Raw genomic sequence first — 25519 nt, forward strand, 5'->3', positions numbered from 1 at the left:
CTTTACGAAGCCATGTTTCGTGTGAAAATTAGTCTTCGATGGTGATACCCATGCTGCGGGCAGTACCTTCAACCATACGCATTGCGGACTCAACGTCAGCAGCATTCAGGTCAGGCATTTTTGTTTCCGCGATTTGACGTACCGCGTCACGTTTAACGGTAGCAACTTTTTTCTTGTTCGGCTCGCCGGATCCTTTTTCAACTTTAGCTGCCACTTTCAACAGAACTGCTGCAGGTGGAGTTTTAGTGATGAATGTAAAGGAACGGTCCTCGAATACAGAAATCTCAACTGGAATGATCAATCCTGCTTGATCAGCTGTACGAGCGTTGAATTCTTTACAGAATGCCATGATGTTGACACCTGCTTGACCCAATGCCGGACCTACTGGTGGTGCTGGATTTGCTTTACCTGCTGGAATCTGCAGTTTTACCATTTTGATTACCTTTTTTGCCATGATAGACACCTCCTTGCAAAATAGTGGTTAACGGGCCTCACAGCCCTCCCACAAGAAACTTGAAGAAACTATATCTTCTCCACTTGGGTGTATTCCAACTCAAGCGGTGTTTCCCGTCCAAACATGTTAACGTGTACCTTGAGCTTGCTTTTGTCTACCAAAATCTCTTCCACGGAGCCCACAAAATTCGCAAAAGGACCGACTTTAATGCGTACGGATTCCTTAATATCGAATTCAATTTTAGGCTTAGGTTCAACCATACCCATGTGCTTCAGAATTTGTTCCACTTCTTCTGGCAACAAGGCTGTTGGTTTGGAACCGGAACCTGTCGAACCGACAAAGCCGGTAACACCTGGTGTATTGCGAACAACATACCAAGAATCATCCGTCTGAACCATTTCGACCAAGACATAACCGGGGTAAACTTTACGCATAACGGTCTTTTTCTTACCGTCTTTGTTTACCACTTCTTCTTCCATCGGAACAAGAACGCGGAAAATCTTGTCTTCCATGCCCATGGACTCTACGCGTTTTTCCAAATTGGCTTTGACCTTATTTTCATACCCTGAATAGGTATGAACGACGTACCATCTTTTTTCCATATCAAGCCACCTGGGACCCTTCTTAAATAATCGCTTCGATCACAGCGGAGATGCCGATATCTACGACCCAAAAAAACAGCGTCATAACCACAACAGTACCAAGTACAATTAACGTGTAGTTCGTCAGCTCTTTACGATTAGGCCAGCGAACCTTTTTAAGTTCAGCCCAGCTTTCAGAGAAAAAGGAAATCAGAGATTTGAAACTACGTTTCACGCCGACTACACCTCCAAAAAACTATCTGGTTTCGCGATGAGAAGTCTGCTCGTTACAAAACTTGCAAAATTTCTTCATCTCCATGCGGTCGGGGTGATTACGCTTGTTTTTTGTCGTAGTGTAATTTCTTTGTTTGCAGTTCGTACAAGCCAAAGTAATAATTACCCGCATGATGTACACCTCCCGAAGACTTCCACATTGAAGCAGAGTCTCTAAATTGATCCTGAAAAAAAAGCCGTAAAATAGGCCTACCTAAAACACTTTATCACAAGGGTATAAGCATGTCAACGAAAGAATAACCTTTCGTCGATGGGTATTAATTCCGCAGGAAACGCAACGTATCTCTCATCTCTGATTTTTTCACTGCTCCAGTATGAACCGAGCGATTACTAGTATTTATCAAACCTTAACAATATAAACTACAGACAATAAAAAAAGACTCAAACACCGAGCCTTTTTCATCAACGACAACAACCTTTGTTCAATTATCTCGAACTTCCAGGTACTTTTCAAGTTTGCGTTTTACACGCTGCAATGCATTATCGATAGACTTTACATGACGATCCAAATCCACTGCAATCTCTTGATAAGATCTCCCGTCTAGGTACAACATCAGTACTTTACGTTCCAGGTCACTCAAAATCTCGGACATTTTATCTTCCAGGCCTACAAACTCTTCCTGGTTAATAATCAACTCTTCCGGATCACTGACCTGAGTTCCACAAATCACATCGAGTAACGTACGATCAGACTCTTCATCATAAATGGGCTTGTCCAGAGATACATAAGAATTAAGCGGAATATGCTTCTGACGTGTGGCTGTCTTGATCGCCGTAATGATCTGTCTTGTAATGCACAGTTCGGCAAATGCCTTGAACGAAGCAAGCTTGTCCCCTTTGAAATCACGAATGGATTTGTAAAGGCCAATCATTCCTTCTTGAATAATATCTTCCCGGTCAGCTCCGATCAAAAAATAAGATCTTGCCTTGGCGCGTACAAAGTTGCGATACTTGTTGATCAAAAACTCCAGCGCTTCGCTTTCGCCTTCACGGACCGCTTCGACAATGTCTTCGTCACTTTGGTAATCATACTTGGATAACATGATATCTTTGAGGTCGACACTCACAGACAATCCCTCCGGCTGCAACGCAAGGTACCCCGTTACTCTACTCTATGAAATATACGAACAGTATATATGATGGTACCTCCCACCGTCAACCACGGCATCCCTAAAAAAGAACAGGTATAACATAATTGTCAATAGTTTCAATATTGAAAAATTTGTAAGAAATCCGCTGTCAGCCTCGTCTCCAGCGTTCAAATTGCTGTAAAACATCCGGGCTTAATTTGCCCCCAATTGTATTCCGTGTTGACCTTGCCTGATCCTCTGCAAGCCGTTGTTGCAATTCCTTTTCATTTTGTTCCACTTCAATCAGCAGCTCTCTGGCAGATACGCGCAACGCTCCCTGTCCAAAGATGACATGTTGCTCTACCATATCGCTGGTTGCTACATAGATTTGGCGTCTTCGCATGCTTAGTTCCCGAACGAGTCTCTCGATACATTCGTCTGCCGTCTCTTTTTCCTTTGTAAAATGAACTTCAACTTTGCTCTGTGTAAAGGATTTACCGAGTCCTGGCACAAGGTAGGCGTCAAACACAACAATGACTCGACGGCCGGAGAAAGCCTGATAGTCCGCAAGCCGAAAGAGGAGCCTGTTCCGCGCTTCTTCCAATTCGTTTTCGGCTATTTTGGATAATTCAGGCCAGCCGCCAATCATGTTATACCCGTCTACAAGAAGCACATCACGGGAATCAGCCATATCATCTATTCCTGCTCTTGGCGAGCACGAAGCACCTCATACATAACAACACCAGCTGCCACAGAGGCATTCAGGGAATTAATCTGACCTTGCATAGGCAATTTGACCAGAACATCGCATTTCTCACGAATAAGACGTCCCATACCTTTATTTTCATTCCCGATGACAAGTGCAACCGGTCCTGTAAATACTCCATTGCCAAACACGCCTTCACGCGCAGTAACATCTGTACCAACAACCCATACGCCTTCTTCTTTCAATCGATCAATCGTTTGTGCCAGATTGCTTACACGAGCGACTGGAACATACTCTGCTGCACCTGCTGATGTCTTAGACACTGTTGCAGTTACAGCCGCTGAGCGCCGTTTAGGAACAATAACGCCGTGAGCTCCTGTGCAGTCCGCTGTACGCAAGATAGAACCCAGATTATGAGGGTCTTCAATCTCATCCAGCAAAATTAAAAACGGATGTTCATTTTTAGATTTGGCCGCTTCCAAAATATCTTCAACCTCAGCATAGGCATAAGGCGCTGCCTGCGCAACTACACCCTGATGTTGAATACCAGGAACCGTCTGGTCCAACTTGCGCTTGTCCACATGCTGAATGACAATCCCCTGTTTTTTGGCTTCCGCAATAATTGGTTGCGTCAAATGTTTCTGAGCCGTATCAGCAATCCATATTTTATTAATGGTCCGGCCTGATCGTAACGCCTCCGTTACGGAGTGTTTACCGGCAATCCATTCTTCTTCCATCCTCATTCGTTCCTCTCTGTATTGCTTGTTATATATTTCAACCCTGAAGCTATTTTGACGTGGATGCAGATGCTTGCTCCGCCAGCTCAATACCCAGCCCGATCAGTTGAATCATGCGATCATGCTGACTACTGCTATACAGATAACCAATCAGACATTCAAACGCCGTTGCATGTCTATACTCCAGCACATCTGCATTTTTGGGAACACTGCCCGATTTGGCATTCCGCCCTTGCCGCACAACATCTTGCTCTTCTTCTGTCAGTTCAGCCTCAATACTTGTCAGTATGCGGCTTTGTGCTTTGGCAGATACCAGTTTGGTTGCACTGCGGTGCAGATGGTTAGGACGCATGTTCGCTTTGGATAACAGATACTGTCTCACGGCAACCTCATATACCGCATCACCGATGTAAGCCAGTGCGATTGGCGGAATCAATCGTGCAGGCCTGGAGGGTGGATAAGGAAACCATCCCCCCTCAAGTTCATTAACCTGATTATTAGTCACCACTTGCTTGGCCTGTTCATTCCGCTCGACAGAACCAGACAAAACATTCTCTTTTTCTCCACTCATTTGCGCCGCCATCTCATTCCCTGTGCGGTATCTTCCAGCAGAATCCCTTGAGCAGATAGTTCATCACGAATTTCATCCGCACGAGCCCAGTTTTTAGACTTGCGTGCTTCCACTCGATCCTGAATCAAGCGTTCAATGTCCTCATCCAGAAGCTCTGGTTCAACATCCGTGTAGATTCGAAGCACAGCATTGAGTTCTTCGAACAGTTCAAGCAGTGCATGAATTTCAGCGGCATTGACCACATCTTGTTGCAACAACTGGTTCGCTTCCGCAGCCCACTCAAACAACGCCGTGATTGCATCAGGTGTATTAAAATCATCCTGCATTTTTTCATGATATTGTTGTCGAATCCGGTCTAGTTTTGCTGAAAATTCAGGTGTAACCTCCTGATTAACAGACACAGCTCCCAGGCGATGTCTCAGGTTACCTACTGCATTCGCAATTCGATCCACACTGTTTTGCGCCTGTTCCATCGTATCTTCTGTAAAATTGAGCGGGTTACGATAGTGGGTGGACAACATAAAGTAACGAATCGCTTCACGTTTGTACTGATTACGCAAGTCTTTTACCAGAACACCGTTACCGAGAGATTTCGACATTTTTTCGTTATCAATACGAATAAAACCGTTATGCATCCAGTAATTCGCCAAAGGTGCGCCTGTGATTGCCTCGGACTGTGCGCATTCGCATTCATGGTGAGGGAACTGCAAATCCTGTCCACCGCCGTGAATATCTAGCGTGTTACCAAGGTATTCTCTTGCCATAGCAGAGCACTCGATATGCCATCCAGGACGACCATCTCCCCATGGGCTAGACCAGAAGATCTCACCTGGTTTGGCTGCTTTCCAGAGCACAAAGTCTTCCGGGTGTTCCTTCCGTTCATCTACACCGATCCGAATACCGAACTGCAATTCCTGCAGGTTTTGCTTAGACAATTGACCGTATTTTTCGAACTTTCCTGTTCGATAATATACGTCACCGCCATTTTCATATGCAAAACCTTTTTCAACCAGTTCACGGATAAAATCGATAATAAGCGGCATATTCTCCGTTACCCGTGGATTACTGCTCGCTTTAGGAATACCGAGTCCCTCCAGATCGGCATAATACGCGGCAATAAATGTTTCAGCCACATGCGGAACGTCGGTACCCAGCTGCTCTGCTTTGCGAATGAGTTTGTCATCGACATCGGTGAAGTTCACGACATAATTCACTTCATGTCCGATCTGCTCCAGATATCCACGAACCGTGTCGAAAAAGATCACCGGTCGTGCATTGCCGATATGAATGTAGTCATAGACGGTTGGCCCGCATACATACATTTTCACTTTGCCAGGCTCTTGTGGAACAAACTCCTCTTTGGTGCGACTCATCGTATTATAAATCTGAAGCGTCATAGTCACTTTTCCTTTCATTCTAAACTACGTTTACTTGATTCCACGGTTTATGTTGATCGATGGAGTTATGTGCATTTCTCCGATTCTCGTGTATTTTGCAAAGTTCGCACTTCCTCCTGCAGCCGTTCAATCTCGCGCTGCATGCCGCGCAGAGAGTCAATAACTGGATCGGGCAATTGTTGATTAAGACGATCCACTCTACGTCCATCCTGTTTGACGATTCTACCTGGAATGCCCACCACCGTGCTATTGGCAGGAACTTCTTTCAGCACAACGGAGTTTGCCCCGATGTTGCTTTGATCCCCAACACGAAATGATCCCAGCACCTTTGCGCCAGACGAGATAACCACATTATTACCAATCGTGGGATGTCTCTTTCCTTTTTCTTTCCCTGTTCCGCCAAGAGTTACTCCCTGATAGATCACGACATCGTCACCAATCTCACAGGTTTCTCCAATAACAACGCCCATACCGTGGTCAATGAACAAACGTTCCCCAATCGTAGCTCCAGGATGAATCTCTATCCCTGTCATAAACCGGCTAACCTGTGATACGAACCGGGCGAGCGAGTACCATCTTCGTTTGTACAGATTGTGAGCAAATCGATGGGCCCATATGGCATGCAGCCCTGAATACGTAAATACGACTTCAAACCAACTCCGGGCGGCCGGATCATTTTCAAAGACCGTCTGGATATCGGATCTGATCTTTTTGAACATGCTCGTTCCCCTCTTGTTCCGGTTCTCGTCCTCCGGGTTCGCCGGACGGCGTGTTCCTTGGTAGTATACTTGCGCACTCGCCTAAACAAAAAACGCCCCTGCAGCACGAAGCTGCAGAGGCGTTAGTCGCGGTCCCACTCTGCTTGGCTCATTCTCTTCTTGAATAAAAGGAATGAGCCCTCTGGCGGCTCGGTAACGGGAACCAGTCGTCGCCATCTATCCTGACGTTTTCCTCTATTCAATGAATAGAAGCGGGGCCGGATTCGACGGTGCAGCTCACGGGTGCATTTCAGACTGCCGGACAGTGGATGACTCGCAGCCACCACTTGCTTGAACAAATATAATCTCTGTTCTTGTGTGGGGCCATCCTCTCTGGATCTGTCCAAATCAGCTTACTTCTCCCGGTCTTTGCTGTTCTATATGAACGTATTATGACAATTCAACCTTGTGTTGCTATTATAGCGAAAAGCCTTCGCACTGACAACCAGCAGAATCCAACTACATAAGTCGAGGTAATGAATACTTACACTCGTGCCAGCAAACGCTCGGTGACCGTGTCTCTGCCCAGTAGCACAATGGTCTGATTGAGATCACGTCCATGTGTCTGTCCGGTCAAAGCAACGCGGATAGGCATAAAGAGCTGTTTGCCCTTAAAGCCTGTTTCCTTCTGCACTTCTTTGATCAGAGCAGCCATTTTACTTGGGGTAAATTCGTCACTTGCCTGTACTTTATCCGCAAATGCCTTCAATACGGTTGGAACTTGCTCTTCAGCAAGCACCGCAGCGCCTTCGCTTTCCATTTCAACCTCTGGACGGAAGAATACTTCGGACAGTTCCACGATATCGGATGCCGCATTCATCTGTTCTTGATAGAGGTGTACGAGCGTATATGCCCACTCTTTTTGTTCAGATGACAGCTCCGCAGGAAGACGTCCCGCTTTTTGCAGATGCGGAATAGCCATCTCGGCAATTCGTGCAGGGTCCGCATTTTTGATGTAATGGTTATTCAAGTGCGCCAGCTTATGTGTATCAAATACGGCCGGGCTCTTGGATAGACGCTTCGTATCAAAGATGGAGATCAACTGCTCTTGCGAGAAGATTTCTTCTTCCCCTTCTGGCGACCAGCCAAGCAGGGAGATGAAGTTAAACATCGCTTCTGGCAGATAGCCGAGCTGATCATATTGCTCAATAAACTGAATTACGGATTCATCGCGTTTACTCAGTTTTTTGTGGTTTTCGTTCACGATCAGCGTCATATGACCGAATTGCGGCGGCTCCCAGCCAAGCGCTTCATAGATCATCAGCTGACGCGGCGTGTTGGAGATATGATCCTCCCCGCGTAGCACGTGGGAGATTTTCATCAAGTGATCGTCCACGGCAACGGCATAGTTGTACGTGGGAATGCCATCTTTTTTCACAATGACAAAGTCGCCTGATTCCTTGCTGTTGAACGAGATTGTACCTTTAACCATGTCGTTAAAAGAGTATGTGCGATCTGCCGGTACACGGAAACGAATGCTCGCCACGCGGCCTTCAGCTTCAAATGCCTCGATCTGCTCTGGTGTCAGGTCACGGTGTTTGCCGGAGTAACGCGGGGTCTCACCACGAGCCGACTGCTCCTCGCGCTCCTGTTCGAGTTCTTCTTCCGTGCAGTAACAACGATAAGCCAGACCTTTGTCCAGCAGTTCCTGCGTATATTTGCGATACAAATCCAGACGTTCCGTCTGACGGTACGGCCCGTATTCTCCGCCTACATCAATACTCTCATCCCACTCGATGCCGAGCCATTTCAAGTATTTCAGCTGGCTTTCTTCTCCGCCCGCAATGTTGCGCTTCACGTCCGTATCTTCGATACGAATGATAAATTTTCCGTTATTGTGTTTGGCATACAAGTAGTTAAACAGCGCCGTACGAGCGTTCCCGATATGCAGGTGTCCCGTTGGGCTTGGTGCGTAGCGCACCCGAATTTCTGTGCTCATATGATTCCCTCCGTCTCTAATTGATTGATGATATCACACACGTACCAGGCATACAACGGATTGAGCGGCAATTCCCTCTCCTCGTCCAGGGAAACCTAATTGCTCGGTTGTTGTTGCCTTCACGTTCACTTGTGCCACATCCGCTTCCAGCGCTTTAGCAATGACTTCCGCCATCTGCGGGATATACGGTGCCATCTTTGGCTTCTGGGCAATAATCGTTGAATCAATATTCCCAAGCTTATAGCCGCGATCCTTCACAAGTTGCCATACATGCTCCAGTAGTTTCAAGCTGTCTGCATCCTTGAATTCCGGATCAGTGTCCGGGAAATGCTTGCCGATATCCCCAAGTGCCAGCGCGCCAAGAATAGCATCGCTGATTGCGTGCAACAGCACGTCTGCGTCCGAGTGACCCAGTAGCCCTTTTTCATAAGGAATGGTTACCCCGCCAATAATACACGGTCTACCTTCCACCAACTGGTGCACGTCAAATCCTTGTCCTACACGTATCATCGATTCTTCTCTCCCTCAAGCCAAAACGCGGCATACTGTAAATCTTCCGGTGTTGTTAGTTTGATGTTGGTATAACTGCCTTCCACAACCTTAACCGACATTCCCTGGCGCTCAGCCAGCATGGCATCATCCGTCCCCAGAAACCCGTCACGTTCGGCAGATTCGTAAGCCTCCAGCAGGGAAGAAAGACGAAAAGCCTGCGGGGTTTGAATGCTCCACAGACTGCTGCGATCCGGCGTCGCTGTAACGATACCTTCCGCATTCACTTGTTTGATCGTATCCTTCACCGGCACAGCCAGCACAGCACCTTCGCCTGATTCGGCGGCAGCCATACATTCTCTAATCTGCTCACGGGTCACAAATGGACGCACCCCGTCGTGAACGAGAACCCCATCGGTGCTGAGCGCCCGAAGGCCTTCATGAACCGAATGTTGTCTCTCTTTCCCTCCGGGGATCACGCGGACACGCGTTTCCAGTTGGTATTCTTTTACCCATTCCAGGCATCGTTCAACATCTGCAACACCTGTAACCAGAATCATCTCACGGATCTCGTCCAGAGCCGCAAATACTTCAAGCGTATGTATGAAAACGGGCTTGTCCTGCAGCAGCAAAAACTGTTTGCTCTCGGTCGTTCCCATTCGGGTTCCCCGGCCTGCCGCCACAATGACAACGCCCCACCCTTTATCCATGCCGCAATCCCTGCCTTGTCTGTCAGTTTATCGCCGGGCGACAATTCATATCTCTTTCGATATCCATCATCGTACAACGATACACTACCCATCATACCGCTTTTATTGGGCTTTTTCCAACAGTTTCGGCTTGGCAAAAATCATTCGTCCCGCAGACGTCTGCAGCACGCTGGTCACCAGCACTTCCATCATCATGCCGATATACTCACGTCCACCTTCAACCACGATCATCGTTCCATCATCCAAATAGGCTACGCCTTGTCCGTGCTCCTTGCCGTCTTTGATAATCTGCACCATAATTTCTTCACCTGGCAGCACAACCGGTTTCACCGCATTCGCGAGATCATTGATGTTCAGTACGGATACCCCTTGGAGTTCACAGACTTTATTCAGATTGAAGTCGTTGGTGACGACTTTCCCTTGTAATACTTTGGCAAGCTTCACCAGTTTACTGTCCACCTCGGAAATTTCCTCGAAATCGCCTTCGTAGATCAATACCTGTACATCAAGCTCCTTCTGGATTTTGTTCAAAATGTCCAGCCCACGGCGCCCACGGTTGCGCTTGAGCAGATCCGATGAGTCCGCAATATGTTGCAGCTCTTCCAGTACAAATTCCGGGATAACAATCGTGCCCTCGATGAACCCGGTTTTGCAGATATCTGCGATTCTGCCGTCAATAATGACGCTGGTGTCCAAAATTTTATGTTCTTCCATTCTTCGCTCTTCTTCAGGCTCTGGGTGCCCCCATCGTCCTGACTTCCAGAATGCCGCCAGATCGTCTTTCTTGGCCATAGCCAAGCTATAACCCGAATATGCAGCGATCACCGTGAGAGCCACTTGCAGCACCTCTCCTGCGGTTCCGAGCCAAGCCAGGCAAGGATACATCAGTAAGGCTACGAGCAGTCCAGCCACGATGCCTGCCGCGCCAGCAGCAAGCTCGTTCATGGGTATCCTGGCTAAAGAATCGATACCACTGTTTAATCTGTTGGCCATCATTGTGCCACCGATCGTGCATACGGACATAAAAAGTACTGCTCCCAGCAGTGTTGATACACCCGCACCCAGCAGTCCCGCTGATTGAATCCATTCAGCCATCCAAGGAATGGACTTGCCTGCCAGATGATAAGCCGTGTACCCGAACCATGCGCCGCACAATCCAGTAAAAGTTAAAATGCCTTTTCTCCACATGAGTTCCTGCACCTCCTCAAATCATTCTTCATTTTCATATCCAGTATGATCCAATTATCGAAAACCTAATCGCGTCAGCATGAAGTTTTTGGAAATGTTGTGCTCATCAGTTGAAAGTGAGACTTTTATTGGCATATAATGAATTCAATTCATATCCCGAGGTGAGTGGCAAAATGAGTACGCTAAGTTTACAGGCTTTTCAGGATCAAGTTTCCGAACTGTTGCTGCGCCATCGCAGCCTGATTGATGTACTGTCCAAAACGGGACAAGCCGGAGCCTCTGTTAACCGCGCTGTGTCCAAAGCCATTACCGAATGCGGCTGTATTGAGCTGCACGCCACCAAACAGAAATATGCCCCCGAGAGTGATATTTCTCAAGCCAAGGGCCTGCTGGAAACGCATGTGGAAGGTGAATTGTGTGAGAATTGCAAAGAGGTGATCAGCTCCGAGTTGGGGCGGAACCTGTTCTATATGTCTGCACTCTGCAATCTGCTGGACATCAACATGGAAGAGGTCGTGAATCACGAATCACAGAAATGTTCGACGCTTGGGATGTTTAATCTGTCTTAGCTAATCCGTCCCCGCTACTTCGTCATATATCAAAGAATACAAGCAAAAAGCACGTACACTCCTTGTTAGGAAATGTACGTGCTTTTTTTTGAACTCATAGGGACCTTAGAGTTTGCCGAGTGGTTGGTACTTACTACCCTACCATTCTAGTTGTCAGAAGATCGCGATGATTTCTTGTCCTTGCGTTTCTTAGCACGATTGCGAGAAGCTGCCGTTCTTACACTGTATCTCATGCCATATAGGGCATATAACACCAGCGGAATAAAAATCAGCTTGGAGAGTTGATCCGGGAATAAAACAGCCAGTGCAACCGCAAGTAACACAACCCACGGAGCGATCCAGATCGCCTTGCGGGGTAGTCCGACTTTTTTGAAATTGGGATATTTCAGTGAGCTGACCATCAGATAAGACAACAGCAACGTAGCAATCATCATACTAATGGGTCCGATATCTTTGTGAAACAGGGATAGCGTAGCCAATACACCGCCTGCAGCAGGAATGGGCAAGCCTGTGAAATACCCCGGAATGCCCGGGCGCACGTTAAATCTCGCCAAACGAATCGCACCACAGATCGGAAAAGCCGCCGTTGCGATCCAGGCAAAGATCGGCATGGAATCCTGAAAAGACACCATGAAAATAATCAATGCAGGCGCCGCACCAAATGAAACCATATCCGATAGGGAATCAAGCTCCTTGCCGAATTCACTTTGTGCATTCAGTGCTCTGGCCACCCGTCCATCCAGACCGTCGAGCAGCATCGCAACGATAACCATAATCGCGGCCGAGCTATACTTTCCGTTGATTGCCAGCAAAATGGCCAGCATACCCAGAAACAGATTACCTAAGGTAAAAAGATTTGGAATGAATCTGGTTAACATGTTGTTTCACCTCATCCATAAAAAGCCGTTATAAGCGACCTCTACATCTGTCTGTCAATAAACATCTGCTCTTGCAGACGTTTGAGACCTTCCTTGATGGTGCGGGCACGAACCTCGCCAATGCCGTCCACTTCATCGAGTTCTTCAATCGTTGCCATGATGACATGAGGTAATTGCTCAAATTGATCTACCAAGTTATGAATAATTACATTAGGCAGACGAGGGATCTTATTTAATACCCGATATCCGCGCGGGGCAACCGAATCTTCAGAAGTTGCCGCAGATGAAGGATAGCCAAGCAACCGTACAATATGATGTGCATCAAGCAACTCATCGTCCGACAATCTTTTTAATCCCACGATAATATCGCGAATCTTGTCATCGCTGTCATCACGAGCATAGTCTTTATACAGTAACCACGCTTCTTCCTCTGTAGTACCCACGAGCTCTTCCATTTGCATCGAAATGAGCCTTCCTTCATTACCTAGCTCATCGATATAACGTTCAATCTCGGTTTTGATCCGCAGTACCATTTCTGTGCGCTGAATAACATTAACCACCTCGGGAATCGTAACGAGTTCCTCGAATTCGGAAGCACTAAGATTCGTAAGGGATTGCTTGAGCACCGCTTTATACTTTTCGAGCGTTTGAATCGCCTGATTGGCTTTGGTCAAAATCACCCCGATTTCCTTAAGCGAATATCGAAGTGTTCCCTGGTACAGGGTAATAATATTCCGGCGCTGTGAGATGGAAACAACTAACTTACCCGTTTGTTTTGCCACTCGCTCTGCGGTCCGGTGACGAATGCCCGTCTCTGAGGAAGAGATGGATGAGTCCGGAATCAGCTGCGTGTTGGCATACAGAATCCGCTTCAAATCCTCACTCAGAATAATGGCTCCGTCCATTTTGGCAAGCTCATACAGGTAGTTCGGGGAGAAATCACAGTTAATCGAAAATCCCCCATCCACCACTTCCATTACTTCAGGGCTGTATCCTACAACAAGCAGTGCGCCCGTCTTGGCGCGTAGCACATTTTCCAGACCTTCGCGGAAAGGTGTACCTGGTGCGATCAGCCTTAACAAATCATTCATATTGTCCAATTGGCTTGAGTCCTTCATCTTGTTATGCCCCCTAATCTAAAGCAACCGCTAGTGCATCTGCCACGGTATTCACACCGATCAGTTGTATCCCGCGAGGATGTTTCCAGCCCTTTAAGCTTTTTTCTGGTAAAATAACTCGTTTGAAGCCCAGCTTCGCGGCTTCTTTCACACGTTGTTCTGCCCTGGATACGGCACGAACTTCACCGGTCAGGCCAATCTCGCCAAAGATGACATCATCCGGCTTCGTTGGCACATCTCTCAAGCTGGAGGCAATGCTAACTGCAACAGCCAGATCGACCGCTGGCTCATCCAGCCTCACCCCACCAGCCACGTTCAGATAGGCATCCTGTGTCTGCAGGAACATACCCATGCGTTTTTCAAGCACCGCTATAATTAGATTTAATCGATGATGGTCGATACCTGTTGCCATCCGCCTAGGAGAAGGGAAGTGGGTCGTGGAAATCAAAGCCTGTAATTCTACAAGCATCGGACGTGTGCCTTCCATACTCGCCACAACGGTAGACCCAGCTACCCCTAGTGGACGTTCAGATAAAAATAACTCGGAGGGATTACCGACTTCACGAAGGCCATCTTCCCCCATTTCAAATATGCCAATCTCGTTAGTAGAACCGAAACGGTTCTTCACCGCACGAAGGAGACGATACGTATGATGCCGCTCTCCTTCGAAATAAAGCACACAGTCCACCATATGCTCCAGCATACGCGGACCAGCAATGGCACCTTCTTTGGTAACATGCCCTACAAGAACCGTTGCAATGCCTCGGCCTTTCGCAATCCGCATGAATCTGGACGTACATTCCCTTACCTGTGCTACACTTCCTGGTGCGCTGGTAACTTCGGGCAGATATACGGTCTGAATGGAATCGATGACAAGAAAATGCGGCTGGATCTGATCCACCGCTTCCTCAACCCGCTCCATATTGGTTTCACAGAGCACATACAGCTCCGGCGAAAGTGCACCGAGGCGGTCTGCGCGCAGCTTTGTCTGCTTTACGGATTCTTCTCCAGACACATATAAAACCCGCAACCCCGAGTGGGTCAACGCATGAGAAGTCTGTAACATCAACGTTGATTTTCCGATCCCCGGGTCGCCCCCCACCAGAACAAGCGAACCTGGCACAATGCCGCCGCCCAATACACGGTTCAGTTCACCGATTCCAGTCTGTACACGCGGCTCCTGACCGCTATCTATATCTATGATAGGAAGCGGTTTATCTTTACTGTCAAACAGAGGAGAATTTCTCCCTTGTGTTTTGACTACCGTTTCAGTTTCTTCTATCATCGAATTCCAGGACTGACAGCCAGGACATTTCCCGTACCATTTGGGGGCTTCATAGCCGCATTCCGTACATTGAAACTTGGTTTTTACTTTGGCCACTTCAGCACTCCTATTGATTTTTTTATTTTATAGCAGCATTTTGCATTATTCGACAAAATTTACTCGTTGCCCTGACATACAGGGATACTAAAAGTTTACCATTGTTTGAGATTTTTCGTAAAGGATTATCGCAAACTTTACACATGTTCCTCATCAATATCGCTTCATCTCAATCAAATCTTCACACTTCCTTTTATATATTCGTACATACGAAAAAAACCTCCCCGGCCAAAGCCAGGGAGGTTCTATATAAGCGGGTAGCTGAATTCATTCAGCCACATACATCATACTTATTTTGTTTCAATTTCCTCATTGGATGGAACGGCTACTTCCTTTTTCGTTACAGACAATGCACCATTCTCTTCGTCGATGAGTAAGGAATCCCCTTTAGTCACATTACCTGTAAGCAACTCTTCAGACAATTTGTCTTCAATATGCTTCTGGATCGCCCGGCGAAGTGGGCGTGCACCGTAAGCAGGATCAAATCCAGCTTTCGCCAAGAAGGCCTTAGCGTTATCTGTGAGCTCAAAATCAACCTCGTACTCATTAAGACGTTTACGTAGGTCCTCACTCATAAGAGTAACAATCTCAGCAATGTGTTTCTCTTCGAGCGAGTGGAATACGATGATTTCATCGATCCGGTTCAAGAACTCAGGACGGAAGCTTTTCTTCAGCTCATCCATCACTTTGCCCTTCATATTATCGTAATCTGCACCTGCATCCACAACAGCTGTGAATCCAAGAGTAGAATTACGTTTGATCGCTTCTGCACCCACGTTGGATGTGAGAATGATCAGTGTATTACGGAAGTCAACAACACGGCCTTTGGAATCCGTCAGACGACCATCTTCCAGCACTTGCAACAAGATGTTGAAAACTTCGGGGTGAGCTTTTTCCACTTCATCCAGCAGGACAACGGAGTACGGTTTGCGACGAACTTTCTCTGTCAACTGTCCGCCTTCTTCGTATCCAACATAACCTGGAGGCGCTCCGACCAGTCGTGCTGTGGAGTGTTTCTCACCATACTCGGACATATCAATCCGGATTACGGCATTTTCATCACCAAACATTGCTTCAGCAAGTGCACGAGCCAGCTCGGTTTTACCTACACCGGTAGGACCGAGGAAGATGAATGAACCCATTGGGCGTTTTGGATCTTTAAGTCCTGCACGTGCACGGCGAACGGCACGGCTGACCGATTTAACAGCCTCATCCTGACCGATTACACGTTCATGAAGAATGGACTCCAGATTCATCAGACGCTGTGTCTCTTCTTCTTTCAGCTTGTTCACCGGAATTCCTGTCCAGTTGGCTACCACTTGAGCGATATCCTCCGGAGTGACTTCGGAATCGGTCCGACCTTGTTTTTCTTTCCATTGATTTTTCGTTGTATCAAGCTCTTCACGGATTTTTTGTTCCGTATCACGCAGTGCCGCTGCCTTTTCGAACTCTTGACTCTGAACCGCGGCGTCTTTTTCCTTACGGATATCTTCCAGACGGCTCTCCAATTGTTTCAGGTTTGGCGGAATCGTATAGGAGTTCAATCTTACTTTTGATCCTGCTTCATCGATCAAGTCGATCGCTTTATCCGGTAAGAAACGATCTGTAATATACCGATCCGACAATTTGACAGCTTGCACAATCGCTTCGTCCGTAATTTTCACACGGTGATGCGCTTCGTAACGATCACGCAGGCCATGCAAAATTTGAATGGCTTCTTCCGGAGATGGTTGATCCACTGTAATCGGTTGGAAACGACGCTCTAGCGCAGCATCCTTCTCGATATATTTGCGGTACTCATCCAGTGTCGTTGCACCGATGCACTGTAATTCTCCACGAGCAAGAGCCGGTTTCAAGATGTTCGATGCATCAATCGCGCCTTCTGCGCCACCCGCACCAATCAGTGTGTGCAACTCATCAATGAACAGGACAATGTTGCCCGCCTGACGAATCTCATCCATGATTTTTTTCAATCGATCCTCGAACTCACCACGATATTTGGTTCCAGCAACAACCGAACCCATATCCAGCGTCATTACACGTTTATCACGCAATGTTTCGGGAATTTCGTTTGCAATAATTTTTTGGGCAAGCCCCTCGGCAATTGCTGTTTTACCTACACCCGGTTCACCGATCAATACCGGGTTATTTTTGGTACGACGACTCAATACCTGAATCACACGCTCAATTTCCTTGCTACGGCCAATAACCGGGTCAAGGTTATTCTCTCTGGCATACGCCGTCAAATCACGAGCGAGGCTGTCCAGTGTTGGTGTGCTTACATTGGCAGGTGTGCCGTTGTGGCTGGAAACTGCTTCACTGCTACCGAGCAATTGCAGTACTTGCTGACGTGCTTTGTTCAAGCTGATGCCAAGGTTATTGAGCACACGTGCCGCAACGCCTTCACCTTCACGGATCAGTCCGAGAAGAATGTGTTCTGTGCCAACATAGGTGTGGCCGAGTTTACGCGCCTCATCCATCGATAATTCAATTACTTTTTTCGCACGTGGCGTATATGCAATGTTCGTAGGTTGCTCTTGGCCACGGCCAATCAGCGTTTCTACTTCATCCTGAATTTTTTCCAATCCGAGTCCCAGGCCGATCAGTGCTTTGGCAGCAATGCCTTCACCTTCACGAATGAGGCCGAGCAAAATATGCTCCGTACCGATGTTATTGTGACCGAGACGGACAGCTTCTTCCTGCGCGAGTGCGAGCACCTTTTGGGCCCGTTCCGTAAATCTTCCAAACATCATATCTCCTGCACCTCCATGGTTTTGGATAAAACGAGGGATTCCATTCTATTTGAATGCCCCTTCGTATTCTTCATATCACTTTTGTTTGCAGCCATGCTGCGAATAAAATCATTGGTAGCTTCAGTCTAGATGGAAGCTTATTATATAAAAGCCGCAGATGCGGCATGAAACCCATATTAACGCTTAAAGGAAGGTTTAACCAGAACTTTTAGCTGCATTGATCGTATCACGAATTAACTGAGCACGGTAGATGTCGCGCTCATCTGTACGCATATCCCCAAATGTTTTTTGTAAAAACCCTGGCTGAGTCATTACATTCAACTCATTCATCACTGGAATCGATAATCCTTCCAACAAACCAAGATCTACGCCGAGCCGCACATCCGACAAACGTTGCGCTGCTTCCTTCGTATCTACAATCGCTGCATGAGACAAAATCCCGTATGAACGCATCACTCGATCCGTAATACGCAGTCTGGAATCAGTAATGAGCCGTTCTCTTGCGGTACGCTCATGACCAATCATCTGTAAAACAACACCGTGGAGGTTGTCGATCACTTCTTGCTCCGTCTGTCCAAGTGTAATCTGATTGGAAATCTGGAACAAGTTGCCCATCGCCTCGCTACCCTCTCCATAGATCCCTCGCACCGTTAATCCCACTTGAGACACGGCACTGAGGATACGGCCAATCTGCTGAGTCATAACCAATGCGGGAAGGTGCATCATAACCGATGCCCTGACACCTGTTCCAACGTTGGTTGGACAACTGGTCAGATACCCTCTGCGATCATCAAACGCATAATCCACGTGCGCTTCAAAAGCATCATCTATAGCGGAAGCTTTCTCCCAGGCCTCTTTGACCTGGAACCCCGGATAGAGGCACTGGATACGCAAATGATCCTCTTCATTGATCATAATACTTACCGACTCATCCTCACTAAGAATTACGGCTCCGTTGGTCGATTCATTCGCCAGACTCGGACTAATCAAATGTTTTTCCACCAGCACACGCTTGTCGAGTTCGTCAATATCGATCAGATCGAGTGTAGTAAAATCACCAAAGGCGTGTACGTCATCGTACTGAAGTACTTCGCTCAGCTTATTCAGCACCTCTTCCGATTGCTCACTCGAAGCCAGCATTGGAAACGGGATATGCTGAAGGTTACGTGCGATCCGGACACGACTGCTGATTACGATCTCCGAATCAGTTGCATCACTGCGCATCCAGTCACTGAGCGCCTTCTCTGTAAAACGCAGATTAGGCATCATGCTTCCCTCCTACTTATGACAAACTTTACTCTTGAGCTATTTCTTTTTCAAGTTCCCGGATCTGGTCACGAATCTGAGCGGCCTCTTCAAACTCTTCTTGAGCAATGCTCTGCTGCAGATTTTGCTTCAGATCGGCAATTTGCCGTTTCACCTTAATACGCCCGCCTGCTCTGGCAGGAACTTTACCTACATGCGATGTACTACCATGCACTCGCTTGAACAAAGGGTCCAGACGGCTGTCAAAATATTTATAACAGGAACTGCAGCCAAAACGACCAACTTTGCTGAACTGGGCATACGTCATGCCACATTCTTCACATTGCAGCGTTTTAGCAGGAGCAGCACCTGAACTTTTGCCTGCCGGATCAAAATCGAGTATTCCTGATAACAGGTTGTGTATAGAGAATCCTCCTGCTGTTCCAGGAATCATCTCCCCCTTCTCTCGGGCACATGATTCACAAATATGAAATTCCGTCTTCTCGCCATTTACAATTTTCGTAAAATGAAGTGTAGCCGGACGTTTGTTACATTCTTGGCACAGCATATAGATGTACCTCCTTTGATCCCGATAGTTTTCATTTACCGAGCAAAGATATTAGCATTGCCTTCAACATTCTGGCACGAATTTGATCCCGGTAAGGAAGTTTGACCATAAGAACTTCTCTCGACACAGCCGCACGCATCAACCCGGCTTCCCGCTTACTTAAAAAACGCGCTTCTTCCAATTGATAAATCAAGCCTTCCGCAGCAGTCTGTCCAATCTCGTCACCAATACTGTGATGCAGATGGTTGTGCAGCGCCGATTGGGCAGGTAATTCAATGCGTTGTATACGAACATATCCACCACCGCCACGTTTACTCTCGACGAGATACCCTTTTTCAAGAGTGAAACGGGTGCTGATGACATAATTGATCTGGGAAGGTACACATGAAAACTGATCTGCCAGATCATTACGCTGAATTTCAATCATTCCTTCGGGACTTTCATGCAAAATACCCTTCAGATATCGTTCAATAATATCAGAGATATTACGCATCCAATCATCCTCCACTGTCTGAAACGTTAAGTCAATAAGGACCACACGCCCCCACAGAGTACACCTTCTCCACCCATTTAACCACTCAGAGAAACAGCGAATCTTGCTGATACAAGTGTTAAACAGGAGAACAAAGGAAGCACGAAGGTCCTTGAATATCCCCTTGATCTTCCAATGATGTGTTCCGACTTACGGTACTTTTCATCAGAGAACAGTAAGAAAGCTAACGTCATATCATAGGTAAATAGTACGTATTCCAGAAATATAATCCTACGTATTTAACCTTGAGTTGACTTTGACTTTCTTTGACTTTATATACATTATAGCATATTTTACTGTTTTGCCAAGTGGGGGCACTATTCATTTTTTACGATTTTACACGAAATATTCGCCTGACACAAAAAAACCTCTCCCGGACCTCGGGAGAAGTTCTCATTGCTTCCAATTGCGCTTAGTATCTGTTGGAATGAAGTCGTACTCGATATAGATCGTCGCTCAAAAGAAATCAAGCAAATAGGTTTCGCGTTTGGGAACTGCCTTTTCCAACGCTTGGATAGCGCTCACTGGCCCTTCCAATCTACCGATCTGTGCCATCTCTGCGGGTCTACGATAACCCATTAACACGGCTGAAAGGGATTGAATACTAAGACGAATCGGCTGATTTAGCTGACCCTCGCCATCCGATTTTGCCTTTTTCCATATTGAAGCGGTTCCGTTCATCGCCACGTTTAATTCCCATACACCTTCGTTCCACGGAGCGTAAGCATCTTCGACATCAAGCCAAATCTGTACGGGCGAGTCCTGACTGGCAAAAGGATACTGCGAAATGAACTGCTCCACGCTCACGATTCGTGCCATAAAGTAAGGCACTACCTCTTGCCCAATCCGTGGATTGTCCAATTGAAATGCAAGCAGATCACTTGCAGGTGCCTGTAAAGTTACTTCGTCAATCATGGAATCGTGATTAGCAATGAACGTCCAAAGCCCTCGTCTGGACTCTTCATTCAAATGAATGAACTCACCGATGGTAAACTTACTTTCCTTGACTTCGTAGAGGACATACCCTTGCGGCACTCCTGCCTCATCATAGTATACAGCACGCTGGCTTCCTTTTTTGACATAAACGGAATTTTCCCACCACGCATCATCACGATTCAAAGTCCCATTATAGCGCGCTGCATAAGCGTCATACACCTGCTTCAATTCTGCAAGCTCAGCATTTCCACGTTTGATCGTGCCTGGTGTCAGTTGCTTGGCAGGCAGTTGAGCCGTAGACAATTTGTATTTCTTATATTCAACATAGGTTTCCCAGCCATACTTTCGATAAAAAGAAAACGAAAACGGATGCAGGAAAGATACACTTTGTTTATTACGATTCATTTCTTCTAGTGCGTATTTCAGCAATCCTGCTACCCAGCCCTTACGTCTATATTCCGGCCAAGTCGCTACACCTGCAATTCCACCCATTTCAAAGGACCTTCCGTGGATATAGGTCTGAAAAGGAATAATCTGCAGCTTGGCTCCAACCTGACCATCCGCATAAACACCCAATACATTATGCTTAGCGAATTCCTGGCGCCGCCTCTCTAACTGATCTTCTGTTAATTTAAATTGAAAAGCATACTCGGAGAGCGCCATACAAGCCTCATAATCGTCGATCGTTAATTTGCGAAGTTCCATACTAATCTGCACCTCATTTTCTTCTAATGTAAGTTCATTCTGTACAAAAGGCTGCTTGTGCCCTTTTCTTACATTTGAGTGTCTCAGAGGTTCCCTTTAAAGTCAAACAAGAGATGTAACGTTCACATCTCCTGAATCATAATGTCTTCTGAATTTTTATATATAAAATAAAAACCACCACCGAATTACATCGGCAGTGGTTCTTTGCTTGGCGGCATCCTACTCTCCCAGGACCCTGCGGTCCAAGTACCATCGGCGCTAGAGGGCTTAACGGTCGTGTTCGGGATGGGTACGTGTGGAACCCCTCCGCCATCGCCACCAAACGAGCATTTGTGAAACAAATGCATTCGCGTTCCATTCGGTCCATCACAGCGGTGTGGATGAATGGTTCAGCGCATATTCAGAGTGTTGTTCTCTGAAAACTAGATTCGAAACGAAATGCACGCGATTTAAAACTTGCTATTGGATAAGCCCTCGACCGATTAGTACTGGTCAGCTCCATGCATTGCTGCACTTCCACCCCCAGCCTATCTACCTCGTCGTCTTCAAGGGGTCTTACATACTGGGAAATCTCATCTTGAGGGGGGCTTCACGCTTAGATGCTTTCAGCGCTTATCCCGTCCGTACATAGCTACCCAGCGGTGCTCCTGGCGGAACAACTGGTACACCAGCGGTACGTCCATCCCGGTCCTCTCGTACTAAGGACAGCTCCTCTCAAATTTCCTACGCCCACGACAGATAGGGACCGAACTGTCTCACGACGTTCTGAACCCAGCTCGCGTACCGCTTTAATGGGCGAACAGCCCAACCCTTGGGACCTACTTCAGCCCCAGGATGCGATGAGCCGACATCGAGGTGCCAAACCTCCCCGTCGATGTGGACTCTTGGGGGAGATAAGCCTGTTATCCCCAGGGTAGCTTTTATCCGTTGAGCGATGGCCCTTCCATGCGGTACCACCGGATCACTAAGCCCGACTTTCGTCCCTGCTCGACTTGTAGGTCTCGCAGTCAAGCTCCCTTATGCCTTTGCACTCTTCGAATGATTTCCAACCATTCTGAGGGAACCTTTGGGCGCCTCCGTTACTCTTTAGGAGGCGACCGCCCCAGTCAAACTGCCCACCTGACACTGTCCCCGCACCGGTTTACGGTACCAGGTTAGAACCTAGATACGATCAGGGTGGTATCCCAACGGTGCCTCCACGCAAGCTGGCGCTCACGCTTCAAAGGCTCCCACCTATCCTGTACAGATCGTACCCAAATTCAATATCAAGCTGCAGTAAAGCTCCATGGGGTCTTTCCGTCTTGTCGCGGGTAACCTGCATCTTCACAGGTATTAAAATTTCACCGGATCTCTCGTTGAGACAGCGCCCAAGTCGTTACGCCATTCGTGCGGGTCAGAATTTACCTGACAAGGAATTTCGCTACCTTAGGACCGTTATAGTTACGGCCGCCGTTTACTGGGGCTTCGGTTCACAGCTTCGGATTGCTCCTAACCACTCCCCTTAACCTTCCAGCACCGGGCAGGCGTCAGCCCGTATACTTCGCCTTACGGCTTCGCACAGACCTGTGTTTTTGCTAAACAGTCGCTTGGGCCTTTTCACTGCGGCCCCCTCGTGCTATTCACACTACCGGGGCACCCCTTCTCCCGAAGTTACGGGGTCATTTTGCCGAGTTCCTTAACGAGAGTTCTTCCGCGCGCCTTAGAATTCTCTTCTCGCCTACCTGTGTCGGTTTGCGGTACGGGCACCTTCATCTGGCTAGAGGCTTTTCTTGGCAGTGTGAGATCATGACCTTCGCTACTGTAATTTTCACTCCCCATCACAGCTCAGCCTTAACAATGTGCGGATTTGCCTACACATCAGCCTTACTGCTTGGACAGGCATCCATCAGCCTGCGTCACTACCCTACTGCGTCCCCCCATCGCTCGTAACGATTTACGGTGGTACAGGAATTTCGACCTGTTGTCCTTCGACTACGCCTTTCGGCCTCGCCTTAGGTCCCGACTTACCCTGAGCGGACGAGCCTTCCTCAGGAACCCTTAGGCTTTCGGCGGATCAGATTCTCACTGATCTTTTCGTTACTCATACCGGCATTCTCACTTGTATAATGTCCAGCGCTCCTTACGGTACACCTTCAACCCTTATACAACGCTCCCCTACCCCTGGATCGACTTCACTCCAGCTTCGAAGTCCTGTGTTTATCCCCTGGGAACCATTTGGTCATCCAAGGCTTCACACCTTGTCAGACAAAAATGTCCTTGTGGTAAACACCGCCTCAAAGAAGCAGTGAAGTCGATCCAAGCCATAGCTTCGGTGGTGTGTTTAGCCCCGTTACATTTTCGGCGCAGAGTCACTCGACCAGTGAGCTATTACGCACTCTTTCAATGGTGGCTGCTTCTAAGCCAACATCCTGGTTGTCTGTGCAACTCCACATCCTTTCCCACTTAACACACACTTGGGGACCTTAGCTGATGGTCTGGGCTGTTTCCCTTTTGACAATGGATCTTAGCACTCACTGTCTGACTCCCGGAAGTAAGTCTATGGCATTCGGAGTTTGACTGAGCTTGGTAACCCTTGCGGGCCCCGCACCCAATCAGTGCTCTACCTCCACGACTCTGTTTTCCGAGGCTAGCCCTAAAGCTATTTCGGGGAGAACCAGCTATCTCCGAGTTCGATTGGAATTTCTCCGCTACCCCCACCTCATCCCCGCATTTTTCAACATGCGTGGGTTCGGGCCTCCAGTGCGTGTTACCGCACCTTCACCCTGGACAGGGGTAGATCACCCGGTTTCGGGTCTACGTCCACGTACTCACTCGCCCTATTCAGACTCGCTTTCGCTGCGGCTCCGGCTCTTCACCTTAACCTTGCACGGGAACGTAACTCGCCGGTTCATTCTACAAAAGGCACGCCATCACCCCTAAAACGGGCTCTGACTTTTTGTAAGCACACGGTTTCAGGTTCTATTTCACTCCCCTTCCGGGGTGCTTTTCACCTTTCCCTCACGGTACTGCTTCACTATCGGTCGCTAGGAAGTATTTAGCCTTGGCAGATGGTCCTGCCGGATTCATACGGGGTTTCACGTGCCCCGCACTACTCGGGATCCGTCTCGGAGGGAACAGACTTTCAATTACAGGGCTTTTACCTTCTTTGGCGGGCCTTTCCAGACCTCTTCGCTTAACCGGTTCCTTTGTAACTCCATGTGAGACGTCCCACAACCCCAAAGAGCAAGCTCCTTGGTTTGGGCTTCTCCGCGTTCGCTCGCCGCTACTGACGGAATCACTATTGTTTTCTCTTCCTCAGGGTACTTAGATGTTTCAGTTCCCCTGGTATGCCTCTACTTGCCCTATGTATTCAGACAAGAGTAACTGGATATTACCCCAGCTGGGTTTCCCCATTCGGACATCCCCGGATCAAAGCTTGCTTACAGCTCCCCGAGGCAGTTTCGTTGTTCGCCACGTCCTTCATCGGCTCCTAGCGCCTAGGCATCCTCCGTGTGCTCTTAGTAGCTTAACCATTGCGCTCGTGTTCGAGCTGTCACTTCCCTTGGTTTGCTTGCGCAAAGCCAAAAGTCGTTCCATTTCGATCACTCGCTCCAGCAATCTACCTTATAAAACACTTCACTTGTTTAACACAAGTTCAGCTAGGATGATTGTTGTTCGGTTACTTGAACCGAGTCATCATTCATCCCTAAAGGAATGTTCTAATTCGCGTTTGTTTCGTTTCGATATCTAGTTTTCAAAGAACACAACAAATAGATGAAATTGTTTGGTGGAGCCAAGCGGGATCGAACCGCTGACCTCCTGCTTGCAAGGCAGGCGCTCTCCCAGCTGAGCTATGGCCCCTCAAATTCCATCAAAACTGAACAAATGGAATAGTAACTTAATATTGCTTGCAAGTTCAGTGAACTTGCTTATTTGAATGTCTTCGTTGCAGAAGACGATT

General features: G+C 47.6%; 24 protein-coding genes, 1 tRNA gene and 2 rRNA genes. 1 reads left to right on the forward strand and 26 read right to left on the reverse strand.

Features of this window, described 5'->3' with window-relative positions:
• Positions 1-28: 28 nt before the first annotated feature.
• From rplK to MKY23_RS24980, 15 genes are all read right to left on the reverse strand, one after another.
• On the reverse strand, positions 29-454 hold the full coding sequence (gene rplK, locus MKY23_RS24910; RefSeq protein ID WP_017692062.1) for a 50S ribosomal protein L11: 426 nt from the start codon (positions 452-454) through the stop codon (positions 29-31).
• Between the two features lie 68 nt (positions 455-522).
• Positions 523-1056 carry a transcription termination/antitermination protein NusG gene (gene nusG, locus MKY23_RS24915; protein WP_024633599.1) on the reverse strand — a complete coding sequence of 178 codons (534 nt, stop codon included), beginning with the start codon at positions 1054-1056 and terminating at the stop codon, positions 523-525.
• 22 nt (positions 1057-1078) lie between these two features.
• Complete coding sequence (secE, locus tag MKY23_RS24920; RefSeq protein ID WP_024633600.1) at positions 1079-1270, reverse strand: preprotein translocase subunit SecE; 192 nt, start codon at positions 1268-1270, stop codon at positions 1079-1081.
• Positions 1271-1291: 21 nt separating this feature from the next.
• A complete protein-coding gene (rpmG, locus tag MKY23_RS24925) occupies positions 1292-1441 on the reverse strand; it encodes a 50S ribosomal protein L33 (protein ID WP_072735843.1) in 150 nt (49 codons plus the stop codon).
• A 310-nt stretch (positions 1442-1751) separates the two neighbouring features.
• Positions 1752-2396: an RNA polymerase sporulation sigma factor SigH gene (gene sigH / locus MKY23_RS24930; RefSeq protein ID WP_024633601.1), complete on the reverse strand. Its 645-nt coding sequence runs from the start codon at positions 2394-2396 to the stop codon at positions 1752-1754.
• 172 nt (positions 2397-2568) lie between these two features.
• Positions 2569-3090 carry an NYN domain-containing protein gene (locus tag MKY23_RS24935; RefSeq protein WP_090924687.1) on the reverse strand — a complete coding sequence of 174 codons (522 nt, stop codon included), beginning with the start codon at positions 3088-3090 and terminating at the stop codon, positions 2569-2571.
• 5 nt (positions 3091-3095) lie between these two features.
• On the reverse strand, positions 3096-3842 hold the full coding sequence (gene rlmB / locus MKY23_RS24940) for a 23S rRNA (guanosine(2251)-2'-O)-methyltransferase RlmB (protein WP_090924688.1): 747 nt from the start codon (positions 3840-3842) through the stop codon (positions 3096-3098).
• 49 nt (positions 3843-3891) lie between these two features.
• Positions 3892-4413, reverse strand: a complete 522-nt coding sequence (locus MKY23_RS24945) for a ribonuclease III domain-containing protein (protein ID WP_253491039.1) — start codon at positions 4411-4413, stop codon at positions 3892-3894.
• Positions 4410-5810, reverse strand: coding sequence for a cysteine--tRNA ligase (gene cysS, locus MKY23_RS24950; RefSeq protein ID WP_339832917.1), 1401 nt, complete (start codon positions 5808-5810; stop codon positions 4410-4412). The genes MKY23_RS24945 and cysS overlap by 4 nt, the downstream gene beginning before the upstream one ends.
• 65 nt (positions 5811-5875) lie before the next feature.
• Complete coding sequence (gene cysE, locus MKY23_RS24955; RefSeq protein WP_339832919.1) at positions 5876-6529, reverse strand: serine O-acetyltransferase; 654 nt, start codon at positions 6527-6529, stop codon at positions 5876-5878.
• Positions 6530-6651: 122 nt separating this feature from the next.
• Positions 6652-6915, reverse strand: coding sequence for a hypothetical protein (locus tag MKY23_RS24960; RefSeq protein WP_339832921.1), 264 nt, complete (start codon positions 6913-6915; stop codon positions 6652-6654).
• A 137-nt stretch (positions 6916-7052) separates the two neighbouring features.
• Positions 7053-8507, reverse strand: coding sequence for a glutamate--tRNA ligase (gene gltX / locus MKY23_RS24965; RefSeq protein WP_339832923.1), 1455 nt, complete (start codon positions 8505-8507; stop codon positions 7053-7055).
• Positions 8508-8540: 33 nt separating this feature from the next.
• A complete protein-coding gene (gene ispF / locus MKY23_RS24970; RefSeq protein WP_154892117.1) occupies positions 8541-9017 on the reverse strand; it encodes a 2-C-methyl-D-erythritol 2,4-cyclodiphosphate synthase in 477 nt (158 codons plus the stop codon).
• Positions 9014-9706: a 2-C-methyl-D-erythritol 4-phosphate cytidylyltransferase gene (gene ispD / locus MKY23_RS24975; RefSeq protein ID WP_090924693.1), complete on the reverse strand. Its 693-nt coding sequence runs from the start codon at positions 9704-9706 to the stop codon at positions 9014-9016. The genes ispF and ispD overlap by 4 nt, the downstream gene beginning before the upstream one ends.
• A 102-nt stretch (positions 9707-9808) precedes the next feature.
• Positions 9809-10894, reverse strand: a complete 1086-nt coding sequence (locus tag MKY23_RS24980) for a PIN/TRAM domain-containing protein (RefSeq protein WP_090924694.1) — start codon at positions 10892-10894, stop codon at positions 9809-9811.
• A gap of 173 nt (positions 10895-11067) precedes the next feature.
• Here MKY23_RS24980 and MKY23_RS24985 point away from each other — a divergent pair, with 173 nt between their 5' ends.
• Positions 11068-11463 (forward strand): DUF1573 domain-containing protein, encoded by a 396-nt coding sequence (locus MKY23_RS24985; RefSeq protein ID WP_090924695.1) that lies wholly within the window; start codon positions 11068-11070, stop codon positions 11461-11463.
• A gap of 146 nt (positions 11464-11609) precedes the next feature.
• Here the strand turns inward: MKY23_RS24985 and pssA are convergent, their stop codons facing one another.
• The 11 genes from pssA to MKY23_RS25040 all read right to left on the reverse strand — a co-directional run bounded on the left by pssA (position 11610) and on the right by MKY23_RS25040 (position 25419).
• Complete coding sequence (pssA, locus tag MKY23_RS24990; protein WP_090924696.1) at positions 11610-12341, reverse strand: CDP-diacylglycerol--serine O-phosphatidyltransferase; 732 nt, start codon at positions 12339-12341, stop codon at positions 11610-11612.
• Positions 12342-12382: 41 nt separating this feature from the next.
• Positions 12383-13459 carry a DNA integrity scanning diadenylate cyclase DisA gene (gene disA / locus MKY23_RS24995; protein WP_090924697.1) on the reverse strand — a complete coding sequence of 359 codons (1077 nt, stop codon included), beginning with the start codon at positions 13457-13459 and terminating at the stop codon, positions 12383-12385.
• Positions 13460-13472: 13 nt separating this feature from the next.
• Positions 13473-14840 (reverse strand): DNA repair protein RadA, encoded by a 1368-nt coding sequence (radA, locus tag MKY23_RS25000; RefSeq protein ID WP_090924698.1) that lies wholly within the window; start codon positions 14838-14840, stop codon positions 13473-13475.
• Between the two features lie 290 nt (positions 14841-15130).
• Positions 15131-17593, reverse strand: coding sequence for an ATP-dependent Clp protease ATP-binding subunit (locus MKY23_RS25005; protein WP_090924699.1), 2463 nt, complete (start codon positions 17591-17593; stop codon positions 15131-15133).
• Between the two features lie 195 nt (positions 17594-17788).
• The gene (locus tag MKY23_RS25010; RefSeq protein ID WP_154892124.1) at positions 17789-18859 is read right to left on the reverse strand and encodes a protein arginine kinase; all 1071 of its coding nucleotides are present in this window, start codon (positions 18857-18859) and stop codon (positions 17789-17791) included.
• A 28-nt stretch (positions 18860-18887) separates the two neighbouring features.
• Complete coding sequence (locus MKY23_RS25015) at positions 18888-19406, reverse strand: UvrB/UvrC motif-containing protein (protein WP_090924701.1); 519 nt, start codon at positions 19404-19406, stop codon at positions 18888-18890.
• 31 nt (positions 19407-19437) lie between these two features.
• Positions 19438-19899 carry a CtsR family transcriptional regulator gene (locus MKY23_RS25020; RefSeq protein WP_090924702.1) on the reverse strand — a complete coding sequence of 154 codons (462 nt, stop codon included), beginning with the start codon at positions 19897-19899 and terminating at the stop codon, positions 19438-19440.
• A gap of 495 nt (positions 19900-20394) precedes the next feature.
• A complete protein-coding gene (locus MKY23_RS25025; protein ID WP_154892121.1) occupies positions 20395-21579 on the reverse strand; it encodes a GNAT family N-acetyltransferase in 1185 nt (394 codons plus the stop codon).
• Positions 21580-21785: 206 nt separating this feature from the next.
• A 5S ribosomal RNA gene (rrf, locus tag MKY23_RS25030) occupies positions 21786-21902 on the reverse strand.
• A 139-nt stretch (positions 21903-22041) separates the two neighbouring features.
• Positions 22042-25090 (reverse strand): 23S ribosomal RNA (locus MKY23_RS25035).
• A gap of 253 nt (positions 25091-25343) precedes the next feature.
• Positions 25344-25419, reverse strand: a tRNA-Ala gene (locus MKY23_RS25040).
• Between the last annotated feature and the right edge of the window lie 100 nt (positions 25420-25519).

Source organism: Paenibacillus sp. FSL R7-0272, assembly GCF_037969905.1.
GTDB classification, from domain to species: domain Bacteria; phylum Bacillota; class Bacilli; order Paenibacillales; family Paenibacillaceae; genus Paenibacillus; species Paenibacillus polysaccharolyticus.